The sequence below is a fragment of the Nocardia sp. NPDC058058 genome, from assembly GCF_042885355.1.
Taxonomy (GTDB): Bacteria; Actinomycetota; Actinomycetes; order Mycobacteriales; family Mycobacteriaceae; genus Nocardia.
Genome location: NZ_JBHVSA010000001.1, coordinates 719,861 through 737,740 on the forward strand (window position 1 = coordinate 719,861; position 17,880 = coordinate 737,740).

16 protein-coding genes are annotated in these 17,880 nt (G+C 66.8%); 12 read left to right on the plus strand and 4 right to left on the minus strand.

Annotated features, from left to right (window positions below):
- Nucleotides 1-5 precede the first annotated feature (5 nt).
- The gene (locus ACFVUS_RS03215) at nucleotides 6-1,457 is read right to left on the minus strand and encodes a PLP-dependent aminotransferase family protein (RefSeq protein WP_387761531.1); all 1,452 of its coding nucleotides are present in this window, start codon (nucleotides 1,455-1,457) and stop codon (nucleotides 6-8) included.
- Nucleotides 1,458-1,579: 122 nt separating this feature from the next.
- Between ACFVUS_RS03215 and ACFVUS_RS03220 the strand changes: the two genes are divergently transcribed.
- From ACFVUS_RS03220 to ACFVUS_RS03260, 9 genes are all read left to right on the plus strand, one after another.
- Complete coding sequence (locus tag ACFVUS_RS03220) at nucleotides 1,580-2,416, plus strand: nitrilase-related carbon-nitrogen hydrolase (RefSeq protein ID WP_364633950.1); 837 nt, start codon at nucleotides 1,580-1,582, stop codon at nucleotides 2,414-2,416.
- A complete protein-coding gene (gene hydA / locus ACFVUS_RS03225) occupies nucleotides 2,416-3,837 on the plus strand; it encodes a dihydropyrimidinase (RefSeq protein ID WP_387761532.1) in 1,422 nt (473 codons plus the stop codon). Before ACFVUS_RS03220 ends, hydA begins: the two co-directional genes overlap by 1 nt.
- A gap of 19 nt (nucleotides 3,838-3,856) precedes the next feature.
- Nucleotides 3,857-4,894: a TIGR03842 family LLM class F420-dependent oxidoreductase gene (locus ACFVUS_RS03230; RefSeq protein ID WP_387761533.1), complete on the plus strand. Its 1,038-nt coding sequence runs from the start codon at nucleotides 3,857-3,859 to the stop codon at nucleotides 4,892-4,894.
- Nucleotides 4,895-4,968: 74 nt separating this feature from the next.
- On the plus strand, nucleotides 4,969-5,934 hold the full coding sequence (locus ACFVUS_RS03235) for an ABC transporter permease (protein WP_387761534.1): 966 nt from the start codon (nucleotides 4,969-4,971) through the stop codon (nucleotides 5,932-5,934).
- A gap of 47 nt (nucleotides 5,935-5,981) precedes the next feature.
- Complete coding sequence (locus tag ACFVUS_RS03240) at nucleotides 5,982-6,782, plus strand: ABC transporter ATP-binding protein (RefSeq protein WP_387761535.1); 801 nt, start codon at nucleotides 5,982-5,984, stop codon at nucleotides 6,780-6,782.
- A complete protein-coding gene (locus ACFVUS_RS03245; protein WP_387761536.1) occupies nucleotides 6,779-7,552 on the plus strand; it encodes an ABC transporter permease in 774 nt (257 codons plus the stop codon). Before ACFVUS_RS03240 ends, ACFVUS_RS03245 begins: the two co-directional genes overlap by 4 nt.
- Nucleotides 7,549-8,691: an ABC transporter substrate-binding protein gene (locus ACFVUS_RS03250; RefSeq protein ID WP_387761537.1), complete on the plus strand. Its 1,143-nt coding sequence runs from the start codon at nucleotides 7,549-7,551 to the stop codon at nucleotides 8,689-8,691. Before ACFVUS_RS03245 ends, ACFVUS_RS03250 begins: the two co-directional genes overlap by 4 nt.
- Nucleotides 8,692-8,802: 111 nt before the next feature.
- Complete coding sequence (locus tag ACFVUS_RS03255; protein WP_387761538.1) at nucleotides 8,803-9,432, plus strand: TetR/AcrR family transcriptional regulator; 630 nt, start codon at nucleotides 8,803-8,805, stop codon at nucleotides 9,430-9,432.
- Complete coding sequence (locus ACFVUS_RS03260) at nucleotides 9,432-10,958, plus strand: ArnT family glycosyltransferase (protein ID WP_387761539.1); 1,527 nt, start codon at nucleotides 9,432-9,434, stop codon at nucleotides 10,956-10,958. The genes ACFVUS_RS03255 and ACFVUS_RS03260 overlap by 1 nt, the downstream gene beginning before the upstream one ends.
- A 6-nt stretch (nucleotides 10,959-10,964) precedes the next feature.
- Here the strand turns inward: ACFVUS_RS03260 and ACFVUS_RS03265 are convergent, their stop codons facing one another.
- Complete coding sequence (locus tag ACFVUS_RS03265) at nucleotides 10,965-11,699, minus strand: peptidylprolyl isomerase (RefSeq protein ID WP_387761540.1); 735 nt, start codon at nucleotides 11,697-11,699, stop codon at nucleotides 10,965-10,967.
- A gap of 173 nt (nucleotides 11,700-11,872) precedes the next feature.
- Here ACFVUS_RS03265 and ACFVUS_RS03270 point away from each other — a divergent pair, with 173 nt between their 5' ends.
- Nucleotides 11,873-12,553, plus strand: coding sequence for a TIGR00266 family protein (locus ACFVUS_RS03270; protein ID WP_387761541.1), 681 nt, complete (start codon nucleotides 11,873-11,875; stop codon nucleotides 12,551-12,553).
- 335 nt (nucleotides 12,554-12,888) lie between these two features.
- On the opposite strand, the gene ACFVUS_RS03275 is transcribed toward ACFVUS_RS03270, so the two are convergent.
- On the minus strand, nucleotides 12,889-13,407 hold the full coding sequence (locus ACFVUS_RS03275) for an NUDIX domain-containing protein (RefSeq protein ID WP_387761542.1): 519 nt from the start codon (nucleotides 13,405-13,407) through the stop codon (nucleotides 12,889-12,891).
- Nucleotides 13,408-13,745: 338 nt separating this feature from the next.
- On the opposite strand from ACFVUS_RS03275, the gene ACFVUS_RS03280 reads away from it, so the two are divergent.
- Nucleotides 13,746-15,290, plus strand: a complete 1,545-nt coding sequence (locus ACFVUS_RS03280; protein ID WP_387765376.1) for a glycosyltransferase family 39 protein — start codon at nucleotides 13,746-13,748, stop codon at nucleotides 15,288-15,290.
- On the opposite strand, the gene ACFVUS_RS03285 is transcribed toward ACFVUS_RS03280, so the two are convergent.
- Nucleotides 15,244-16,707, minus strand: a complete 1,464-nt coding sequence (locus ACFVUS_RS03285; protein WP_387761543.1) for an ABC1 kinase family protein — start codon at nucleotides 16,705-16,707, stop codon at nucleotides 15,244-15,246. The two genes, ACFVUS_RS03280 and ACFVUS_RS03285, sit on opposite strands and share 47 nt — an antisense overlap.
- A gap of 185 nt (nucleotides 16,708-16,892) precedes the next feature.
- Between ACFVUS_RS03285 and ACFVUS_RS03290 the strand changes: the two genes are divergently transcribed.
- A complete protein-coding gene (locus ACFVUS_RS03290) occupies nucleotides 16,893-17,810 on the plus strand; it encodes a metal-dependent hydrolase (RefSeq protein WP_387761544.1) in 918 nt (305 codons plus the stop codon).
- The last annotated feature ends 70 nt before the right edge of the window (nucleotides 17,811-17,880 follow it).

Here is a 17,880-nt window from a genome sequence, read left to right on the forward strand (position 1 = left end):
CGCGCTCAACCGCGCCGAATGCGGCGATAGGCCGGGGCGGCGGCTGCGGCTACCGCCAATCGGGTTGCCAGGGGGTCGATTTCGGTGTCGTGCAGGGTGGCGATGGTGAGGCGGAGGTGGTCGGTGTGGGGGTGGTCGGTGACTTCGAAGGGGCCGCCGGGGGCGGCTTTGATGCCTGCGGCGGCGAGGGAGATCATGGCGGCGTTCTCGTCGATGACGGGGAGCCAGAGGTTGATGCCGTCGCCGCGGGGGACCGGGAGGTCGCGGTGGTGCAGGGCTTTGCGGAGGGCGTTGGCTCGGGCGCGGTAGGTGGTGCGGGCGGTGGCGACCGTGGTGCGGGCGGTGTCGTCGGTGAGCATGTGTAGCAGGACGCGCTGGAGTAGGCGGCTGGTCCAGCCGGGGCCGAGCATGCGGCGTTCGATGATCGGATCGAGGTAGGCGGCGGGGCCGCCCGCGACGGCCAGGCGCAGGTCCGCGCCGTGCGATTTGGAATAGGAGCGGATGTGCACGGTGCGGTCGGGTAGTCGGCTGCCGAGTGAGCGGATCGGGGAATGCGCGATACCGTCGGAGTGGTCGTCCTCGATGATGAGCAGGGGTGCGGCCGCGAGGATTTCGGCGATCTCGCGCACGCGTGCGGCGGAAAGGGAAGCGCCGGTGGGATTTTGGGCGCGCGGCTGGAGCAGCAGCGCGGTGGGTGCATGCCGGTGCGCGGCCTGGGCCAGTTCGGCGGGGAGCGGCCCGGATTCGTCCATGCCGACCGGGATCGGGCGCGCGCCCATTCGGGCGAGCAGATCGAGGAACGGCGGGAAGCAGGGATTCTCGACCAGCACCGCGTCACCGAGGTGCACATGCGCGGTGAGCAGGCGGTCGATGGCGTCCAGCGCGCCGTCCAGCACGGTGAACCGTTCGGCGCGCATCGGCCAGTCCGCGCGCACGGTGGCTTCCAGCTCGGGGAGCACGGCCTCGCCGAGGTAGGTGGCGGACAGATCGTCGATGGCGTCCTCACCGCCGAGCGCGCGCAGGGCCGCTGTCAGATCGGGCAGCAGCGCCGGATCCGGGACGCCACGGGACAGATCGATGCGAAAGTTGTTGTCGGAGTGCGAGTGCAGGCGCTGGTAGCGGCCCGCCGCGGTGATCGGCGCCGGATGCGGGAGGGTGGCCACGAAGGTGCCCGCGCGGCCACGCGCCACGATCGCCCCGGCCGCGGCCAGCGCGCGCCAGGCCTGATTCACCGTGGCGGGGGAGACCTTCAGCGCGCGGGAGACCTCGCGGACGGTGGGCAGCCGGGTCCCGGGGGTGAGCGCGCCGGAACGGATACGGCGGCTGACGGCGGCGGCAATGCCCGCGGCGGTGCGGTCGTGCACCCCTGACAGGAATTCGATCGCCTCCGGACCGGCCGGGGCCGGGTCGGCGTGGGATGCGCCGTCCGAGGCTGGGGGGCCGAGTTCCGTTGTCACACTGCCATTCTGCGGGGACGCATGCGGGGTTACCGGTGCCGCCCCCAAGATTTACGGTCACGAAACTGTTTCCGTCAACATGTAACACAACGAAATTCGTTTCGGGTGCAGTATCACAAAGTATGGCAATCGTTCGAGCTGCGCTGGTCCAGACGAACTGGACCGGCGACAAAGAGTCCATGATCAAGGCGCATGAGGACTATGCGCGGCAGGCCGCTGCGGCCGGGGCGAAGGTGATCTGCTTCCAGGAGCTGTTCTACGGGCCGTATTTCTGCCAGGTCCAGGATGCCAAGTTCTATGACTACGCCGAATCCGTGCCCGGCCCCACGGTGGACCGGTTCGCCGCGCTGGCGCGCGAGCTGGGCATGGTGATGGTGCTGCCGGTGTACGAGCAGGAGCAGTCGGGACTGCTGTACAACACCGCGGCCGTCATCGACGCCGACGGCAGCTACCTCGGCAAATACCGCAAGCACCACATTCCGCAGGTCAAGGGGTTCTGGGAGAAGTTCTACTTCCGCCCCGGCAATTCGGGCTGGCCGGTGTTCGATACCGCGGTCGGCAAGGTCGGCGTCTACATCTGCTACGACCGGCATTTCCCGGAGGGCTGGCGGGCACTGGGCCTGGCGGGCGCGGAGATCGTCTTCAATCCCTCGGCCACCTCGCGCGGGCTGTCCAGTTATCTCTGGAAGTTGGAACAGCCCGCCTCGGCGGTGGCCAACGAGTACTACATCGGTGCGATCAACCGGGTCGGCATCGAGGAACTCGGCGATGACGATTTCTACGGCACCAGCTATTTCGTCGATCCCGAGGGCAAATTCGTCGGTGAGGTCGCCTCGGACACCAGCCCGGAGCTGGTGGTGCGCGATCTCGATATGGATCTGATCAAGGTGGTGCGCGATCGCTGGGCCTTCTATCGCGATCGCCGCCCGGACGCCTACGGACCGCTGGTGAACCCCTGATGACGCGCACATTCATTCACGGCGGAACGGTGGTCTCGCCCACCGGATCCCAACTCCTCGACGTGCTCATCGACGGGGAAACCATTGCGGCCGTGGTGCAACCGGGGTCGACCGCGCTCGGCACCGACCTGGCCGCCAACTCCGACACCGTGATCGACGCCACCGGTAAATACGTGATTCCCGGTGGCGTGGACGCGCATACGCATATGCAGATGCCGTTCGGCGGGACCGAGGCCTCGGACACCTTCGAGACCGGCAGTCGCGCCGCCGCCTGGGGCGGCACCACCACCTTCGTGGACTTCGCCATCCAGAAACCGGGTGAGCGCGTTCAGGACAGCCTGGCGCTGTGGCATCAGAAGGCCGCCGGGCAGTGCGCCATCGACTACGGCTTCCATCAGATCATCGGTGACGTGAATGCCGAATCCCTCAAGGGCATGAGCGAATTGGTGTCCGAGGGCGTGAGCAGTTTCAAACTGTTCATGGCCTATCCGGGCGTCTTCTACTCCGATGACGGGCAGATCCTGCGCGCCATGCAGACCGCCGGTGACCTGGGCGCGGTGCTGATGATGCACGCGGAGAACGGAATCGCCATCGATGTGCTCGTGGAGCAGGCGATCGCGCGCGGTGACACCGCACCGTACTTCCACGGCACCAGTCGCCCTTGGCAATTGGAGGAGGAGGCCACCCACCGCGCCATCATGCTGGCGAATGTGACCGGCGCACCGCTGTACGTCGTGCACGTCTCGGCGAAACAGGCCCTGGAACAGATCGCCACCGCACGCGGTAGGGGACAGAACGTGTTCGGGGAGACCTGCCCGCAGTACCTGTATCTCTCGCTCGAAGAACAGTTGGGCGCACCGGGTTTCGAGGGCGCGAAATGGGTGTGCTCGACACCGCTGCGCGCCCGCGAGGAAGGGCATCAGGACGAGCTGTGGCGGTACATCCGCACCGGTGACGTCGCCAATGTCGCCACCGATCACTGTCCGTTCTGCATGAAGGGCCAGAAAGAGCTGGGGCTGGGGGATTTCAGCAAGATCCCCAATGGGATCGGTGGTGTCGAACACCGGATGGATCTGATGTTCCAGGGCGTCAAGGACGGCCGCATCTCGCTCGAGAAGTGGGTGGAGATCTGCTGCACCACACCCGCGCGCATGTTCGGCATGTACCCGCGCAAGGGCATCATCAGCCCCGGCGCGGACGCGGACGTGGTGCTCTACGACCCCAACGGGCACACCAGCATCGGGGTCGGCAAGACCCATCACATGAATATGGATTATTCCGCCTACGAGGGCTTCGAGATCGACGGCCACGTGGACACGGTGCTCTCGCGCGGCCGCGTGATCGTCGATGCCGGGCAGTACCTGGGCGCGGCCGGGCACGGGCGATTCGTCAAACGCGCACTGTCACAGAACCTCATCTGACGCGAAGGGAGTGTGCGGTATGGATATCGGAGTGGTGCTGCAATGCACGCCGCCCGCGTCCCGGGTGGTCGAACTCGCGAGAGTGGCCGAGACGCACGGGTTCTCGCACGTGTGGACGTTCGACTCGCATCTGCTGTGGCAGGAGCCGTACGTCATCTACAGCCAGATCCTGGCCGTGACCCGCAAAGTCGTGGTCGGGCCGATGGTGACCAATCCGGCCACCCGGGATTGGACGGTCACCGCCTCGACCTTCGCCACGCTCAACGAGATGTTCGGCAACCGCACCATCTGCGGGATCGGACGGGGTGATTCGGCGGTGCGCACGCTGGGCGGGCGGCCGTCGAATCTGGCGACGCTGCGCGAATCCATCGGCGTCATACGGGAACTCGGCAATGGGCGTGCGGTCACGATCGGTGACACCACCGTGCGATTGCCGTGGGCGGGCGAGTCCCGCCTGCCGGTGTGGGTGGCCGGATACGGTCCGCGCGCACTGGATCTCACCGGTGAGGTGGCCGACGGCTTCATTCTCCAGCTGGCGGATCCGGATATCACCGCGTGGACCATCGCGCGGGTACGCGCCGCCGCCGAACGTGCCGGACGTGATCCCGCCGAGGTGACCATCTGCGTGGCCGCGCCCGCGTACATCACCGACGGCAGCGAGGCGGGGCGCAAACACGCACGCGAACAATGCCGTTGGTTCGGCGGCATGGTCGGCAATCACGTCGCGGACATCGTCGCCAAATACGGTGCGGACAGCGAGATTCCGGCGGCGCTGACCGAATACATCGCGGGCAGGCAGGGTTACGACTACAACCAGCACGGCAGGGCGGGTAATACGCACGCGGACTTCGTTCCCGACGCCATCGTGGACCGGTTCTGCCTGCTGGGCACACCCGATGAACACCTGGTGCGGCTGCGGGAACTCGAGGCCCTCGGGGTCGACCAGTTCGCGGTGTATCTGCAACACGACGCCAAGACCTCGACGTTGGAAGCCTATGGCGAATCGGTACTGCCGCGCCTGGCGCACCCGGTGACGGCGACGGCGAGTGCCTCATGAGAACGACTGTGGCGGCGCGAGACTCGCCATGGTTCGCCGGTTCGTCTCGCGCGGATGCTCCAGGCAGGTGAGATATGACCGAATCATCGACCCTCGCCGCGAGCGCGGCGGGGGTGCTCGAACCGGCCGCTGAACCGCGGCGCCCTCGACTCGTCGGGAACGGGCGCGGTGGAGCCACGGTGCGCGGTCTGGGCTATCCGATCGCCGCCTTCGTATTGCTGCTCGCCGCATGGGAATTGGTGAAGACGCTGGTGCCGGAGAACGGTGTCAGCATCGGGGATCAGCGGGTGCTGCCGCGCACCTCCGACGGGGCGCTGCCGCATGTGTGGGCGGTGCTCACGGTGCTGGGAGAGAAGGACGGTAAGCGTTCGGTCGGCGCGACCCTGCTGCACACCGCCGGATTCACGCTCGGGCTGGCATTGCTGGCGCTCGTGCTGGGCACCGTGGTCGGTAGCGCGCTGGCGGTGCTCATGCAGCGGTTCTCGGTCGTCGAGCGTGGGCTGCTGCCGTATGTGATCGTCTCCCAGACGGTTCCGCTCATCGCGCTGGCACCTTTGGTCGCGGGCTGGGGCGGACGGGTGGTGATCGCGGGCCAGCCGTGGAAACCGTGGATGAGCATCGTGGTGATCGCCGCGTATCTGGTGTTCTTCCCCGTCGCCATCGGCGTGCTGCGCGGATTGCAGTCGCCCGCCAAGGCTTCGGTCGAACTGCTGCACAGCTGTGCGGCCGGATGGTGGCGCACGCTGCTGCATCTGCGCCTGCCCGCCGCCGTCCCGTACCTGTTGCCCGCGTTGCGACTCGGTGCGGCCGCGGCCGTGATCGGGGTGGTGGTGGCCGAGATCTCCACCGGCACCGCGGGTGGGATCGGCCGTCAGATCATCGTGTTCTCCCAGCAGTCCACCGGTAACGCGGCCCGGCTCTACGCGGCGGTCATCGCGGCGGCACTGCTCGGGGTGGTGCTCACCACGCTGGTCGGGCTGGCCGAGTTCGCCCTGCGCCGCTACAGCAGACCCGGCCATTCTTCAGGAGATATCCGTTGACCGTCGAACCATCGCTAACCGAAAACCCATCGACCACAACGGATTCCGTGCCCGCGGTACAGCTGTCCGGACTGGGCAAGATATTCACCGCCGGAGCGGTGACCGCGCTGGAACAGATCAGCTTGACCGTCGCCGCGGGCGAATTCGTCTCGCTCATCGGGCCTTCGGGCTGCGGTAAGTCCACACTGCTGCGCATTGTCGCGGATCTGGAACAGCCGAGCTCGGGAACCGCTGTGGTGCACGGTAAGACTGCGCGGCAGGCCCGGCTGGACCAGGACTACGGCATCGCGTTCCAGCAGGCCGGACTGCTGGACTGGCGGACCGTGCAGGAGAACATCGAACTCCCACTGCAATTGCACGGCATCGGCAAACGCGAGCGCCGGGCCCGCAGCGCCGAACTGCTGGAGATCACCGGACTCACCGACTTCGCGCGCCGCTATCCGGCCGAACTGTCCGGTGGCATGCAGCAGCGTGTCGCCATCGCCCGGGCATTGGCTCGCAAACCACCACTGCTGCTGATGGACGAACCGTTCGGCGCGCTCGACGAGATGACGCGCGAACGCATGCAGGGCGAACTACTGCGCATCGCCGAAGAGACCGGCGCGGCGGTCATTTTCGTGACGCACTCGATTCCGGAGGCGGTATTCCTGTCCGACCGCGTCGTGGTCATGACACCGCGCCCCGGACGCATCACCGCCGTCCTGGATACCGGGAGCTGGGATCGCGATACCGATACCGATGTGCGCTCCAGCGACGCCTTCTTCGCCTCGGTCGCGGCTGTGCGCGCCGCGCTGCACGCGGGCCACGGCACCGGCCCTGATTACGTTGCGGGACGGGATATCCGGTGACTCGACTGCTGCGAACCGGTCTGCCGCCGGTGGTCTTCGGCATAACCATTCTCGTGCTCTGGCAGGTGCTCACCGTCGCGGCCGGGGTGCCCTCGTTCCTGCTGCCGTCACCGTCCGCGATCGCCGACGCCTTCACCGGCAATTTCGACGCGATCGTCAAGGCCGCCACGGCAACCGGGACCAATGCGCTCATCGGCCTGATCGTGGGGGCCTGGTTCGGTATCGCCGCCGCCATGCTGGCCGTGCGCTTCGAGGTGGTGGGCGGTCTGCTCGGCGCGCTCGCCGCCGGCGCCGCGGCCGTGCCCATCGTGGCGCTGGCCCCGCTGCTGAACTCCATGTACTCGACCACCACCGATCTGCCGCGCCGACTGGTCGCCGCCATCGTGGTGTTCTTTCCCGTATTCGTCAGTACCGCACGGGGATTGCGTCAGGTCCCGCGCGTGCAGCACGACCTCATGACCGCCTACGCCGCCAGCGGATGGCAGATCACCCGCACCGTGCGACTGCCCGCCGCGCTGCCGCACCTGTTCACCGGTCTGCGCATCGCCGCACCGGGAGCGGTCATCGCCGCCATCATCGCCGAATACTTCGGCGGTCTACAGCACGGCCTGGGCAGCCGCATCACCTCGGCCGCGGCCAATACCGCGTACCCCCGCGCCTGGGCCTACGTCGTGGCCGCCATGGTCCTGGGTCTGCTCTTCCTGGCCGCGGTCCTGCTGCTCGAACAACTCACCCGCCGACCCCGCACCACCCTCTGGAGATCCGAATGAGAAGTACCGCACATAAATACCGCTTCCGGGCCTGTCTGGCCGTCGCGGCGCTGGGCCTGGCAGCGCTGACGGCGTGCAGCACCACCGACAGCACCACCACCTCCGACGGCCTGACCAAGGTGAAGCTGCAATTGCAGTGGTTCAAACAGGGGCAGTTCGCCGGATATCTGGCAGCCGTCGACCAGGGGTTCTATAAGGAACAGGGCTTGGACGTCGAAATCCTCGACGGCGGAACCGATATCGTGCCGCAGACCGTGCTCGCGCAGGGGCAGGCCGACTACGCCATCGCGTGGGTGCCCAAGGCGCTCGCCTCGCGGGAAGCCGGCGCGGGCATCACCGATGTGGCGCAGATCTTCCAGCGCTCGGGCACCAAACAGGTGTCGTTCAAGAACGCCGGTATCAACGGCCCCGGCGATCTGCGCGGTAAGAAGGTCGGAAACTGGGGCTACGGCAATGAGTTCGAGCTCTTCGCTGGGATGACCAAGGTGGGCATCGACCCGGCCAAGGATGTCAAGCTGGTCCAGCAGCAGTTCGATATGAACGCCTTCCTCGCGCACGATATCGATGCGGCACAGGCGATGTCGTACAACGAGTACGCGCAGCTCCTGGAAACCAAGAACCCGGCCACCGGAAAGCTCTACACCGCAGACGATTTCGCGGCTCTGGACTGGAACGACCAGGGCGTGGCCATGTTGCAGGACGCGATCTGGGCCAATACGTCCAAGTTGAAGGACACCAAGTACGCGGATCAGACGGTGAAGTTCATCGCGGCCTCGCTCAAAGGCTGGGCGTTCTGCCGCGACAATGTCGACAAGTGCCGCGATATCACCGTCGCCGCCGGATCCACGCTCGGCGCGAGCCATCAGCAGTGGCAGATCACCGAGGTCAACAAGCTCATCTGGCCCTCGCCCAACGGTATCGGGCTGATGGACAAGGCCGCCTGGGATCGCACGGTGTCGATCGCCAAGACCGCCCGCAATCAGGAGGGCGCGACCGTGCTCACCAAGGATCCGGACGCGGACGCCTATACGACCGAATACGCCACCAAGGCCCTGGACCTGTTGAAGTCGCAGGGGCTCGATGTGACCGGCAGCGGGTACACCGCACAGCCGGTAACCCTCACAGAGGGCGGTAAATAGCCCGCTCACAGGCCTGATCGTGCCCGCTGTCCCGCGCTCACGCGCGGGATGGCGGGCACCCCTGATTTCAGGGGCTTCCCATCGACTGTCCAGCCGTCCTAAAATGTGGCCGTGCGGTCAGAAAATGAGCCAGACGGTCAGCCGAGGTCGTTCATCGAGGAGGCGCGGCGGCGGCAGATCATCGCCGCCGCGGTCGAGGTGATCTCCGAATTCGGTTACGGCAATGCCTCACTGGCTCGGATCGCCAAGCACGCCGGAATCTCCAAGGGGGTCATCTCCTACCACTTCGACGGTAAGGACGACCTGATGACGCAGCTGGTCATCCAGCTGTACGTCTCCGGGGCGGAGTACATGACCCCGATCATCGGCGCCGCGCCGGGCTGGCGCGGCAAGGTGCTGGCCTATATCGAATCCAATCTGGAATTCATCGCCGCCAATAAACGCTATGTGGCCGCCATGACCGATGTGGTGGTCAATCTGCGTGACGCCGAGGGCAAATCGCGGTTCGTGAACGTGGAGAGCGCGCGGGAGATCCTGCGGCCCATCGCGGACATGCTGCGAGAAGGACAGCGCGAGGGCGAGTTCGGGGACTTCGATCCGATCCTGATGGCCAAATCCATTCGCGATGCCATCGACGGCACCGGCGGACGGGTCATCAATGAACCGGATTTCGACGCGCGTGCGTACGCGGCACATGTGTGCCGCATTTTCGATCTGGCTACGGGCAAACCGGGGGAGTAATGACAAGAACACTGGATATCGAAGCGACACAGCAGGAGTCGCCGCGCGAGCTACCACCCTTCGCGCTCGGCTGGGTGAGCGCCATCGCCGCGATCGGCGCGCTGGCGCTACTGGCCACTCTCGGTCAGTACGGATTCTTCGGTGACGAGCTGTATTTCGTCTCGGCCGGGCATCGGCTCGCGGTGAGCTACGCCGATCAGGGGCCGCTGGTGCCCGCCATCGCCTGGTTCATGGATCTGCTCGCGCCGGGATCGATGGTGGCGCTGCGGATTCCGTCGGTGCTGCTGACCGTGGCGGCGCTGGTGGTGAGCGCGCTGATCGCCCGCGAACTCGGCGGCTCCCGGGCGGCGCAGGTGCTCACCGCCCTGGCCTATCTCACCTCGCCGTTTCTGCTGGTGCAGGGAACCCAGTTGTCCACCAACAGTATCGACACCGCGTTCTGGGTGTTCATCAGCTGGCTGGTGATCCGCTGGGTGCGGACCAGGCAGGACAGTCTGCTGCTGTGGGCCGCGCTGGCGACCGCACTGGATCTTCAGGTGAAATGGCTGGTCCCGTTCCTCTGGGGTGCGATCGCCATCGGGGTGCTGTGCTTCGGGCCGCGTGAGCTGCTGCGCCGCCCGGTGCTGTGGGCGGGTGCGGCAGGTGTCGCGGTGACCATGGTGCCGAGTCTGATCTGGCAGGCCCGGCACGGCTGGCCGCAGCTGGGCATGGGTGCGCAGGTGGCGTCCGAACAGGCCGATATCGGCGGGCGCGCGATGTTCGTGCCCATGGCCCTTGCCTCGGCGGGCGTACTGGGCGCGGTACTGCTGCTCGGCGGCATCGTGGCGCTGCTGCGCATGCCCGACCTGCGGGCCTACCGGTTCCTCGGGCTGGTGCCGATCGTGCTGACCATCGCCTTCGTGATCACCGGCGGCCGCGCGTACTACGTGGTCGGCTGCTATGCCGCGGTGATGGCGGCCGGTGCGGTCTTCGCCACCCGCCACGGAATCGCGGGCCGGCGGCGCTGGGTGGGCGCGGCGCTGGTGGTGGTGTCGGTCGCGCTGGTCGCGCTGACGCTACCGCTGCAACCGGAATCGAAGGTGAAACCCGCTGCCTCCGAACAGGATGCCTGGACCAGTTTGAGCGTGTACGGGCGATTCGGGTGGGAGGAATTGGCGCAGGCGACCGAGGCGGCCTATCAGGGACTGCCCGCACCCGAACGTGAGCACGCGGTGGTGATCACCGACTCCTATTGGCAGGCAAGCGCATTGGATCTGGATCGAGCCAAGCACGGATTGCCGCCGGTCTACAGTCCCAACCGCGGATTCGGGTACTTCGGTACACCGCCGGACGATGCCACCACGGTGATCTGGGTGGGCGGGGACGGCAGCGAACCGCGCGCGCACTGCGAGCAGGTCAGCGATATCGGCAGAGCCGATGCGCGACTGGGGATTCCGGGCGTCACCCGCGATATCACCATTCGGCGCTGCGACCACCCGCGCGCACCGTGGTCGCGCGAGTGGCCGACTATGTTGCGGCTGGGCTGAATCCGGTCAGTTCCGGTTCGCCGAGACGGTGTCCAGGGTGACCTCGGCGGCGGGCGAACCGTCGCCGCCGCCACCGGTCACACCGGCGGCGGCGATGTTCTGCAATACGTCCAGACCGCCGGTGACCTTGCCGAACGGGGTGTAGTTCGGGGGCAGCTGGGAGTCCTTGTACACCAGGAAGAACTGGCTGCCATTGGTGTTCGGGCCGGAGTTGGCCATCGCCAGGGTGCCCGCGGGATAGGTTGCGCCCGCGAGGTTCTCATCACCGAACTTGTAGCCCGGGCCGCCGGTGCCGGTGGCCGTCGGATCACCGCACTGGAGCACGAAAATGCCCTGCGTGGTCAGACGGTGGCATTTGGTGTGATCGAAATACTGCTGCTGGGCCAGGAATACGAAGGAGTTCACGGTATGCGGTGCGCGCGCGGCGTCCAGGGCGACGGTGATGGTGCCGCAGTTGCTGGCCAGATCCGCGGTGTACGCGGCGTTCTGGTCGACGGTCATGCCCGGTTCGCTCTGCCACTGCAATCCGTTCGGCTGTCCGCTCGCGGCGGCATTGCAGCCCGGGGCGGTCTCGAGCCGCGGCGCGGGGGCGGCCTGGGCCCGTCCGGTGACCAGCAGGGCGACCGCGATGGTCAGCCCGAGCAGCCCGACTCGCCGAAGCGCCTTGCGTCCGCGGCGGATACGGCGGGGCTGCCGGGCGGTGTCGCCATCGAGCGTCTGCGCGTGCGGTTCGGTATTCACCGGTCGGGATCTCCTTCATTCGCGGATTGCGCTTCGGACCGCATAGTGATCGGACTATGCGGTCGGCATCATTCCACCTCTCGGCGACGCGCGGGGGTGGTTCACCGGACTGCTCGCGCCAACGCACCGGGATCGCACCCCCACCCTGGGTTTTCGCTGCTAACTTGGCGCACATGAAGGTTCAACTCCGGCACAATCCGTCGTCGACCATCGCCCGTTGCTTCCTCGCGGGCGGTGAGCCCATGCGGGTGGAGAGCGGTGCCATGGTCGCGCACTCCGCCGGAGTTACCTTGGCCGCCAAGGCCGAAGGCGGCATCATCGCCGGACTCAAGCGGTCGGTGCTCGCGGGCGAATCGTTCTTCGTATCTACTTTCACCGCGCCCGCCGCGGGCGGCTGGGTCGATGTCGCGCCCGCACTGCCCGGTGACATGCTCTCGCTCCCCATCACCCAGGACCGCCCGTACTTCATCAGCCGCGGCGGCTGGATCGCCAATTCGCACGCGGTCACCGTCGAGGCCAAATGGGGTGGTCTGGCCAATCTCTTCGGCGGTGAGGGCGGTTTCGGCCTGCGCGCGCACGGCGACGGCGACGTGGTGCTCGGCGTCTTCGGAGCCATCGACGTCATCGACCTCGCCCCCGGCGAACCCGTCACCATCGACACCGGTCACGTCGTCGCCTACGACCTCGCCATGAACTTCACCATCCGCCGGGCCGTCTCCGGCCGCTCGCTGCAATCCCTCAAATCCGGCGAAGGCTTCGTCTTCGACTTCGTCGGCCCCGGCCGAGTCCTGCTGCAAACCCGCAACCCCGGCGCCTTCGCCGCCTGGGCGGGTTCGTCAGCCTCCTCCGGCTAGATCTTGTGAGATACCTCACTCCTAACCTGTTCTCAAATAACCCCAGCTGAAACAGGTTCTACTTGTTGCGCCAGTCGACAGGCGATGCTTTTCTCTCGAAAAACACTCACCAACCAAAGTGAATCGTGCATGCTTCACAAGTCGACATGTCATTTCATAGATGAGGAGTAACGCGTGTCCGGATCCGCCTCGGATTTCCTGGCCCAGGTACTGATCAAGACCCTCCAGGGTCTGTTCACCGGTAGCACCGGCCAGTAGCTCGCGGAAACGCGAACGGCCCCTTTCGAATCGCGCGGGATTCGAAAGGGGCCGTCCTCATTTCCGGACCGGGCCGCTCAGTGCAGGAGATGCGGGATGAGGGTTCGGGTGTCGGGGACGAAGGGCCAGGTGGGGTCGGACAGGTGGGTGCGGAGTTCGGCGTCGGTCCACCACCAGGCGTCGGCCACCTCGGTGGGTTGGTGGGTGAAGGGGCCGTCGGAGCGGATTTCGTAGGCGAAGAGGTGGCAGCGCATGGGGGAACCGGCCCATTCGCCGTCCCAGGATGAGGTGATCAGGGGGATGGGGCGGGGGTCGGTGGGGGACAGGTGGATGCCCAGTTCCTCGGAGAGTTCGCGGACCGCGGCGTCGCCGGGGGATTCGCCGGGGTCCAGCACACCGCCCGCGAGGCAGTCGTGCATGCCGGCGAAGACGGATTTGGTGTCCGTGCGGCGGTGCACGTAGACGCGGGTGCCGTCCAGGGAGCGGACCAGGACGCCGGCGCTGGCGTGCCAGAGGCCTTCGGTATAGACGACGGCGCGATCCTCGGCGCCGATCTCGCGGCCTGCGGCGTCGTATACCGCGATCATCTCCGGCATGGCGGTGTCCCCTTTCGTGCCGCCGGAATCGGCGGCGGTATGCGGAGCACAGTAGCCATATCGGGGGAGATCCAGGGCTCGGAGGGGGTGTCGGGCCGTAGCGTCTGGGGCGCAATCGAATTCGTCGGAGAGGACGAGACCCGGTCGGTGGAGTATTACGTGCGGGCTCGACGGGCGGAGTAGCCCGCGCGATCCGATCGCGCTCGGTGGCGGCTGGTTCGGCGCACTCGATGCTGTCGTGCCCGCGCCCGACCGATGTGAAGCTGTAGATTTGCTGATGTCTCATTGTCATCAGGTCGAGCAGTACTTCACCGGGCAGGAGCATGCTGTTGACCGAGGTGGTGAATAGTCCGTCCCAGCCGAACTCCCCCGGTCGGCACCGGCTCGAACCGGATCGACCGGCTGTCGCGTGGAAGGCGATCGCGGCGGTCGCGATACCGGCTGCTGTGGTGTTGCTGCTCTCCGAGACCCGTTACGGGTACTTCGGTGACGAGCTGTATTTCCTGGCCGCCGGGCGACGGCCCTCCTTCGGCTACGCGGATCAGGGACCGGTGCTGCCGCTGCTGGCGCGCTTGATGGACACCATCGCGCCGGGCTCCTACTTCGTGCTGCGGCTGCCCGCGGTGGCATTGACGGTGACCGCGATCGTATTGTGCGCCTTGCTCGCTCGCGAATTCGGCGGCGGCCGCTGGGCGCAGGCGCTGGCCGCCGCGGGGTACGCGACCTCACCGTTCCTGCTGTTGCAGGGCACCATGCTCACCACCAATACCGTCGACACCGCGCTGTGGGTGATCATCACCTGGCTGGTGGTGCGCTGGGTGCGCACCCGCGATGACCGTCTGCTGCTGGCCGCGGCCCTGGTCACCGCCGTGGACATGCAGGTGAAATGGCTGATCCCGTTCTTCTGGCTGGCCGCCGCCGCGAGCAGCCTGGTCTTCGGACCGCGCGATCTGGTCCGGCGGCCGCTGCTGTGGCTGGGCGGCGCGATCGTGGTGGCGCTGACGGTGCCCGAACTGCTGTGGCAGGCACACCACGATTGGCCGCAATTGGAGATGGGCCGGGTCATCGGCAATGAACAGGACATCCTGGGCGGGCGGCTCATGTTCGTGCCCATGTCGGTGAGCCTGGCCGGATTCCTCGGCGCGGTGCTGCTGGTATTCGGGGTGTGGGTGCTGCTGGTCTGGGAATCGTTGCGGCCCTACCGATTTCTGGGCGTGATCCTGATTCTGCTGTACCTGGCGTTCCTGATCACCGGCGGCCGCATCTACTACGCGGCCGGAATGTACGCCGTGCTGATCGCGGCGGGCGCGGTCGGCGTGGTCACCACCGCCGAACGCATGCGCGTCGAGACCCGTCGCGCGCTCATCGCCGTGATGACCGTACTGACCGTGGGCGCCGCGGGGTTCGTGCTGTACTCCACGCCGTGGCGATCCGCCGACGCGGTGCACCCGCCCGCCGATGACGCCGAAGCGGCCATCAATATCGGCGTGTACGGATCCTTCGGCTGGCATGAACTCACCGACGAGGTCGAACGGGTCTACGACGGCCTCACCCCGCAGGAACGCGCCAAGGCCGCGATCCTCGCCGATACCTATTGGCAGGCAAGCGCTTTGGATGAACTCGGGCGCGACCGGCTACCGCCCATCTACAGCCCGAGTCGCGGCTTCGGCTACTTCGGCGCGCCACCCGACGACGCCACCGCGGTCATCGCCGTCGGCGGTTACGAGGCGGTGCTGCGCTACCAGTTCGAACACGTCGATCCGGTCGGCAAGGTCGACACCCGGATCGGTTTCCCGGGCAATACCCAGAACGTGACGATCTGGAAGTGCACCGGACTCAAGAGATCGTGGGCACAGGTGTGGCCGAACTGGATGCATCTGTGACCGGACGCAGCGACCGCACGGCCATCCCCTCACCGAGATTGAACCGTTCCATCGCGGAGCGCAGACCGGGCAGCGCCGCGAACAATTCATCGCGCAGCGGCCCCTCGGCCCCGAGCTGAGCCAGTACGCCGACGGTCGCCAGAATGGTGCGGCCGATCGGGGTGTACGCGGGCGGCGCGGTCAACTGCCTGCCCACATTCGACAGGCTCGGCTCGATGGTCCGGCGGACCTGTCCGCGCAACCACTTGGTGGTCAGTCGCACGGTATGCGGGAAGAACATCTCCCGAATCGGCTCGGCCAGCGTCCGCAGCGCCACGATATCGAGCTCCCGGCCGGGCGCGACGAAACCGTGCGTGCGCAGCGCCATCTCGACATGGGAGTTCCGGCCGTTGAACGCCGCATCGGCGATATCGGCGACGACCTGCTGAAATCCCTCCGGAATCGGCGGGCACGCACCGAAATCCACCACGCCCAGCCGTCCATCGCGCAGCACCCGGAAATTGCCGGGATGCGGATCGGAGTAGATGAGTCCGGTCCGGCCCACGCAGGAGGTGACGAAACGCAGGACCAGCAGGCCGATGCGATCCTTCTCCTGCTGGGCGCCCGAGGCGATGACGCGGGTCAGCGGAATACCGTCCAGCCATTCGGTGACCAGCACATCCCCCTGCTGATGCACCACGCGCGGCACCACGAAATCCGGGTCGTCGGCATAGGCTTCGGCGAAGATCCGCTGTGTGTCAGCCTCTTTGGCGTAGTCGAGCTCCTCGCTGATGCAGTCCGAGAATGCCTCGGCCAGCGCCTTGGTATCGGCTCCGGGCACGAAAACCGTTGCCAGCGGCGCGAGCTGGCGAATCTGCCGCAGATCGGACTGCACCGATTCGCGCGCTCCCGGATACATGAGCTTGACCGCGACGGGGCGGCCATCGTGCCAGACAGCGCGATGCACCTGTCCCACCGAGGCGGCCGCGCAGGCGCGAAGAGTGAAGTCGGAGAACTGATCTCGCCAGTCGGGACCCATATTGTCGGCCATGGCCTGGGTCACCGCGCCGGGCAGCATGGCGGGGGCGGAGTCCTGTAGGCGGCTCAGTGCCTCGCTGTAGGGTGCGCCCAATTCCGGCGGCAAGGCCATTTCGTAGAGGGCCAGCACCTGCCCGAATTTGGCCGCGCAGCCCTTGAGCTCACCCAGTACCTCGAACATGTGCTGGGCGGTGCGGGCCTGGATATCGATCTCGACCTCGCGTTTGGGCGCGCCGAGCGCGCGTCGCCCGAGTCCGCTCGCGCGCCGGGCCGCGTAGGCCACGGGCAGTGCGACGATCTTGGTATTTCGGACGGCGGCGCGGGTCGGCGGCTGACCGGTCGTCTCCGGTTCGGTGCGACGACGGAGTCGCCGGAGACCACCCTGGCGCGGTTCGAGCATCGAGGACCTCCCAAGATCGGGTGTCTCAGTGTGTCATGCGGTCGATCTCCAGGGGTAGGCCGGACAACCGTGGATTTGACCGGTTGAGGTCGGAATGGGTTATTCCGGGTGACGATTTCGGATGCGGCGGGAGCCAATCATGTGATTGTCTGGGACAATTAACGGACCGGTCTGCCCGGACGGCAATGGGGCGGTTCGCGCGATCGGGCACAGGAGTGATCACGATGAACGAGAAGATCGGTGCGGTCGCACTGCGGCCGCGTGCGGTGCGGTTCGATTTCTCCCGCTCGCCACTGCACTGGATACCGGGCGAACCCGTTGCCTCACACGCCATCTCGGGCCTGAACCTGATTCTGCCGCTGGGTGAGCGCGGTTTCGTCGAGATGTTCCGGCGGGCACTGCCCTATGTCGCGGACGCCGAACTGCGCGAGCAGATGGTCGGGTTCATGGGGCAGGAGGCCGTCCACGCCGAATCGCACAACCAGGCGGTCTGGGAGTTCCTGCAGCGCCACGATATCGATCCCGAACCCATCCTGACCGAGGCTGAATACCTCTTCGACCGGGCCATCGCCCGCCTGGACACGCTGCCCGAACAGCTGCGGCACCGGGTCGTCACGCAAATGCTGGCGCTCATCGCCGGGGTGGAACACTTCACCGCGCTCGGCGGCGACTGGATCCTCAATCAGGACTTCGAGGGTCTGGGCGCTGATCCGGCGCTCACCGATCTGTTCCGCTGGCACGGCGCGGAGGAGGTGGAACACCGCAGCGTCGCCTACGACGTCGCACGCTACTTCGGGGCCAAGCGCCCGCGCCTGGTCACGTTCTATCTGGGCACCAGCGTCGGGCTGCCGGTGGGATTGATCGCCATCGCCTGGTGGCTGGTGCGACAGGACCCGACCATGCGAAATATGGGGCCGGTCAAGGTATTCCGCGAGATCGGCAGTGGGATACGGCGCGGGGTGCTGCCCCGCTGGGGATTGATCGGCCGCGGCTTCGCCTCCTTCGTGCGCGCCGACTACGATCCGGCCGATACCGGCGATACCGCGCAGGCCGTCGCCTACCTGGCCAAGTCTCCGGCGGCCAAGCTGGCACACGCCTCATGACCGGAACCCCCGAACCGCGATCCGTCGAAGGCCGCATAGCCGAAATGCGCACGCGCGGTGTGCCACCCGC

What these genes read in the sequence shown, in the direction of transcription:
- ACFVUS_RS03220 (WP_364633950.1), top strand. Translation starts at nt 1,580, where the DNA reads ATGGCAATCGTTCGAGCTGCGCTGGTCCAGACGAACTGGACCGGCGAC.
- hydA (WP_387761532.1), top strand. Translation starts at nt 2,416, where the DNA reads ATGACGCGCACATTCATTCACGGCGGAACGGTGGTCTCGCCCACCGGA.
- ACFVUS_RS03230 (WP_387761533.1), top strand. Translation starts at nt 3,857, where the DNA reads ATGGATATCGGAGTGGTGCTGCAATGCACGCCGCCCGCGTCCCGGGTG.
- ACFVUS_RS03235 (WP_387761534.1), top strand. Translation starts at nt 4,969, where the DNA reads ATGACCGAATCATCGACCCTCGCCGCGAGCGCGGCGGGGGTGCTCGAA.
- ACFVUS_RS03250 (WP_387761537.1), top strand. Translation starts at nt 7,549, where the DNA reads ATGAGAAGTACCGCACATAAATACCGCTTCCGGGCCTGTCTGGCCGTC.
- ACFVUS_RS03260 (WP_387761539.1), top strand. Translation starts at nt 9,432, where the DNA reads ATGACAAGAACACTGGATATCGAAGCGACACAGCAGGAGTCGCCGCGC.
- ACFVUS_RS03270 (WP_387761541.1), top strand. Translation starts at nt 11,873, where the DNA reads ATGAAGGTTCAACTCCGGCACAATCCGTCGTCGACCATCGCCCGTTGC.
- ACFVUS_RS03275 (WP_387761542.1), bottom strand. Translation starts at nt 13,407, where the DNA reads ATGCCGGAGATGATCGCGGTATACGACGCCGCAGGCCGCGAGATCGGC.
- ACFVUS_RS03285 (WP_387761543.1), bottom strand. Translation starts at nt 16,707, where the DNA reads ATGCTCGAACCGCGCCAGGGTGGTCTCCGGCGACTCCGTCGTCGCACC.
- ACFVUS_RS03290 (WP_387761544.1), top strand. Translation starts at nt 16,893, where the DNA reads ATGGGGCGGTTCGCGCGATCGGGCACAGGAGTGATCACGATGAACGAG.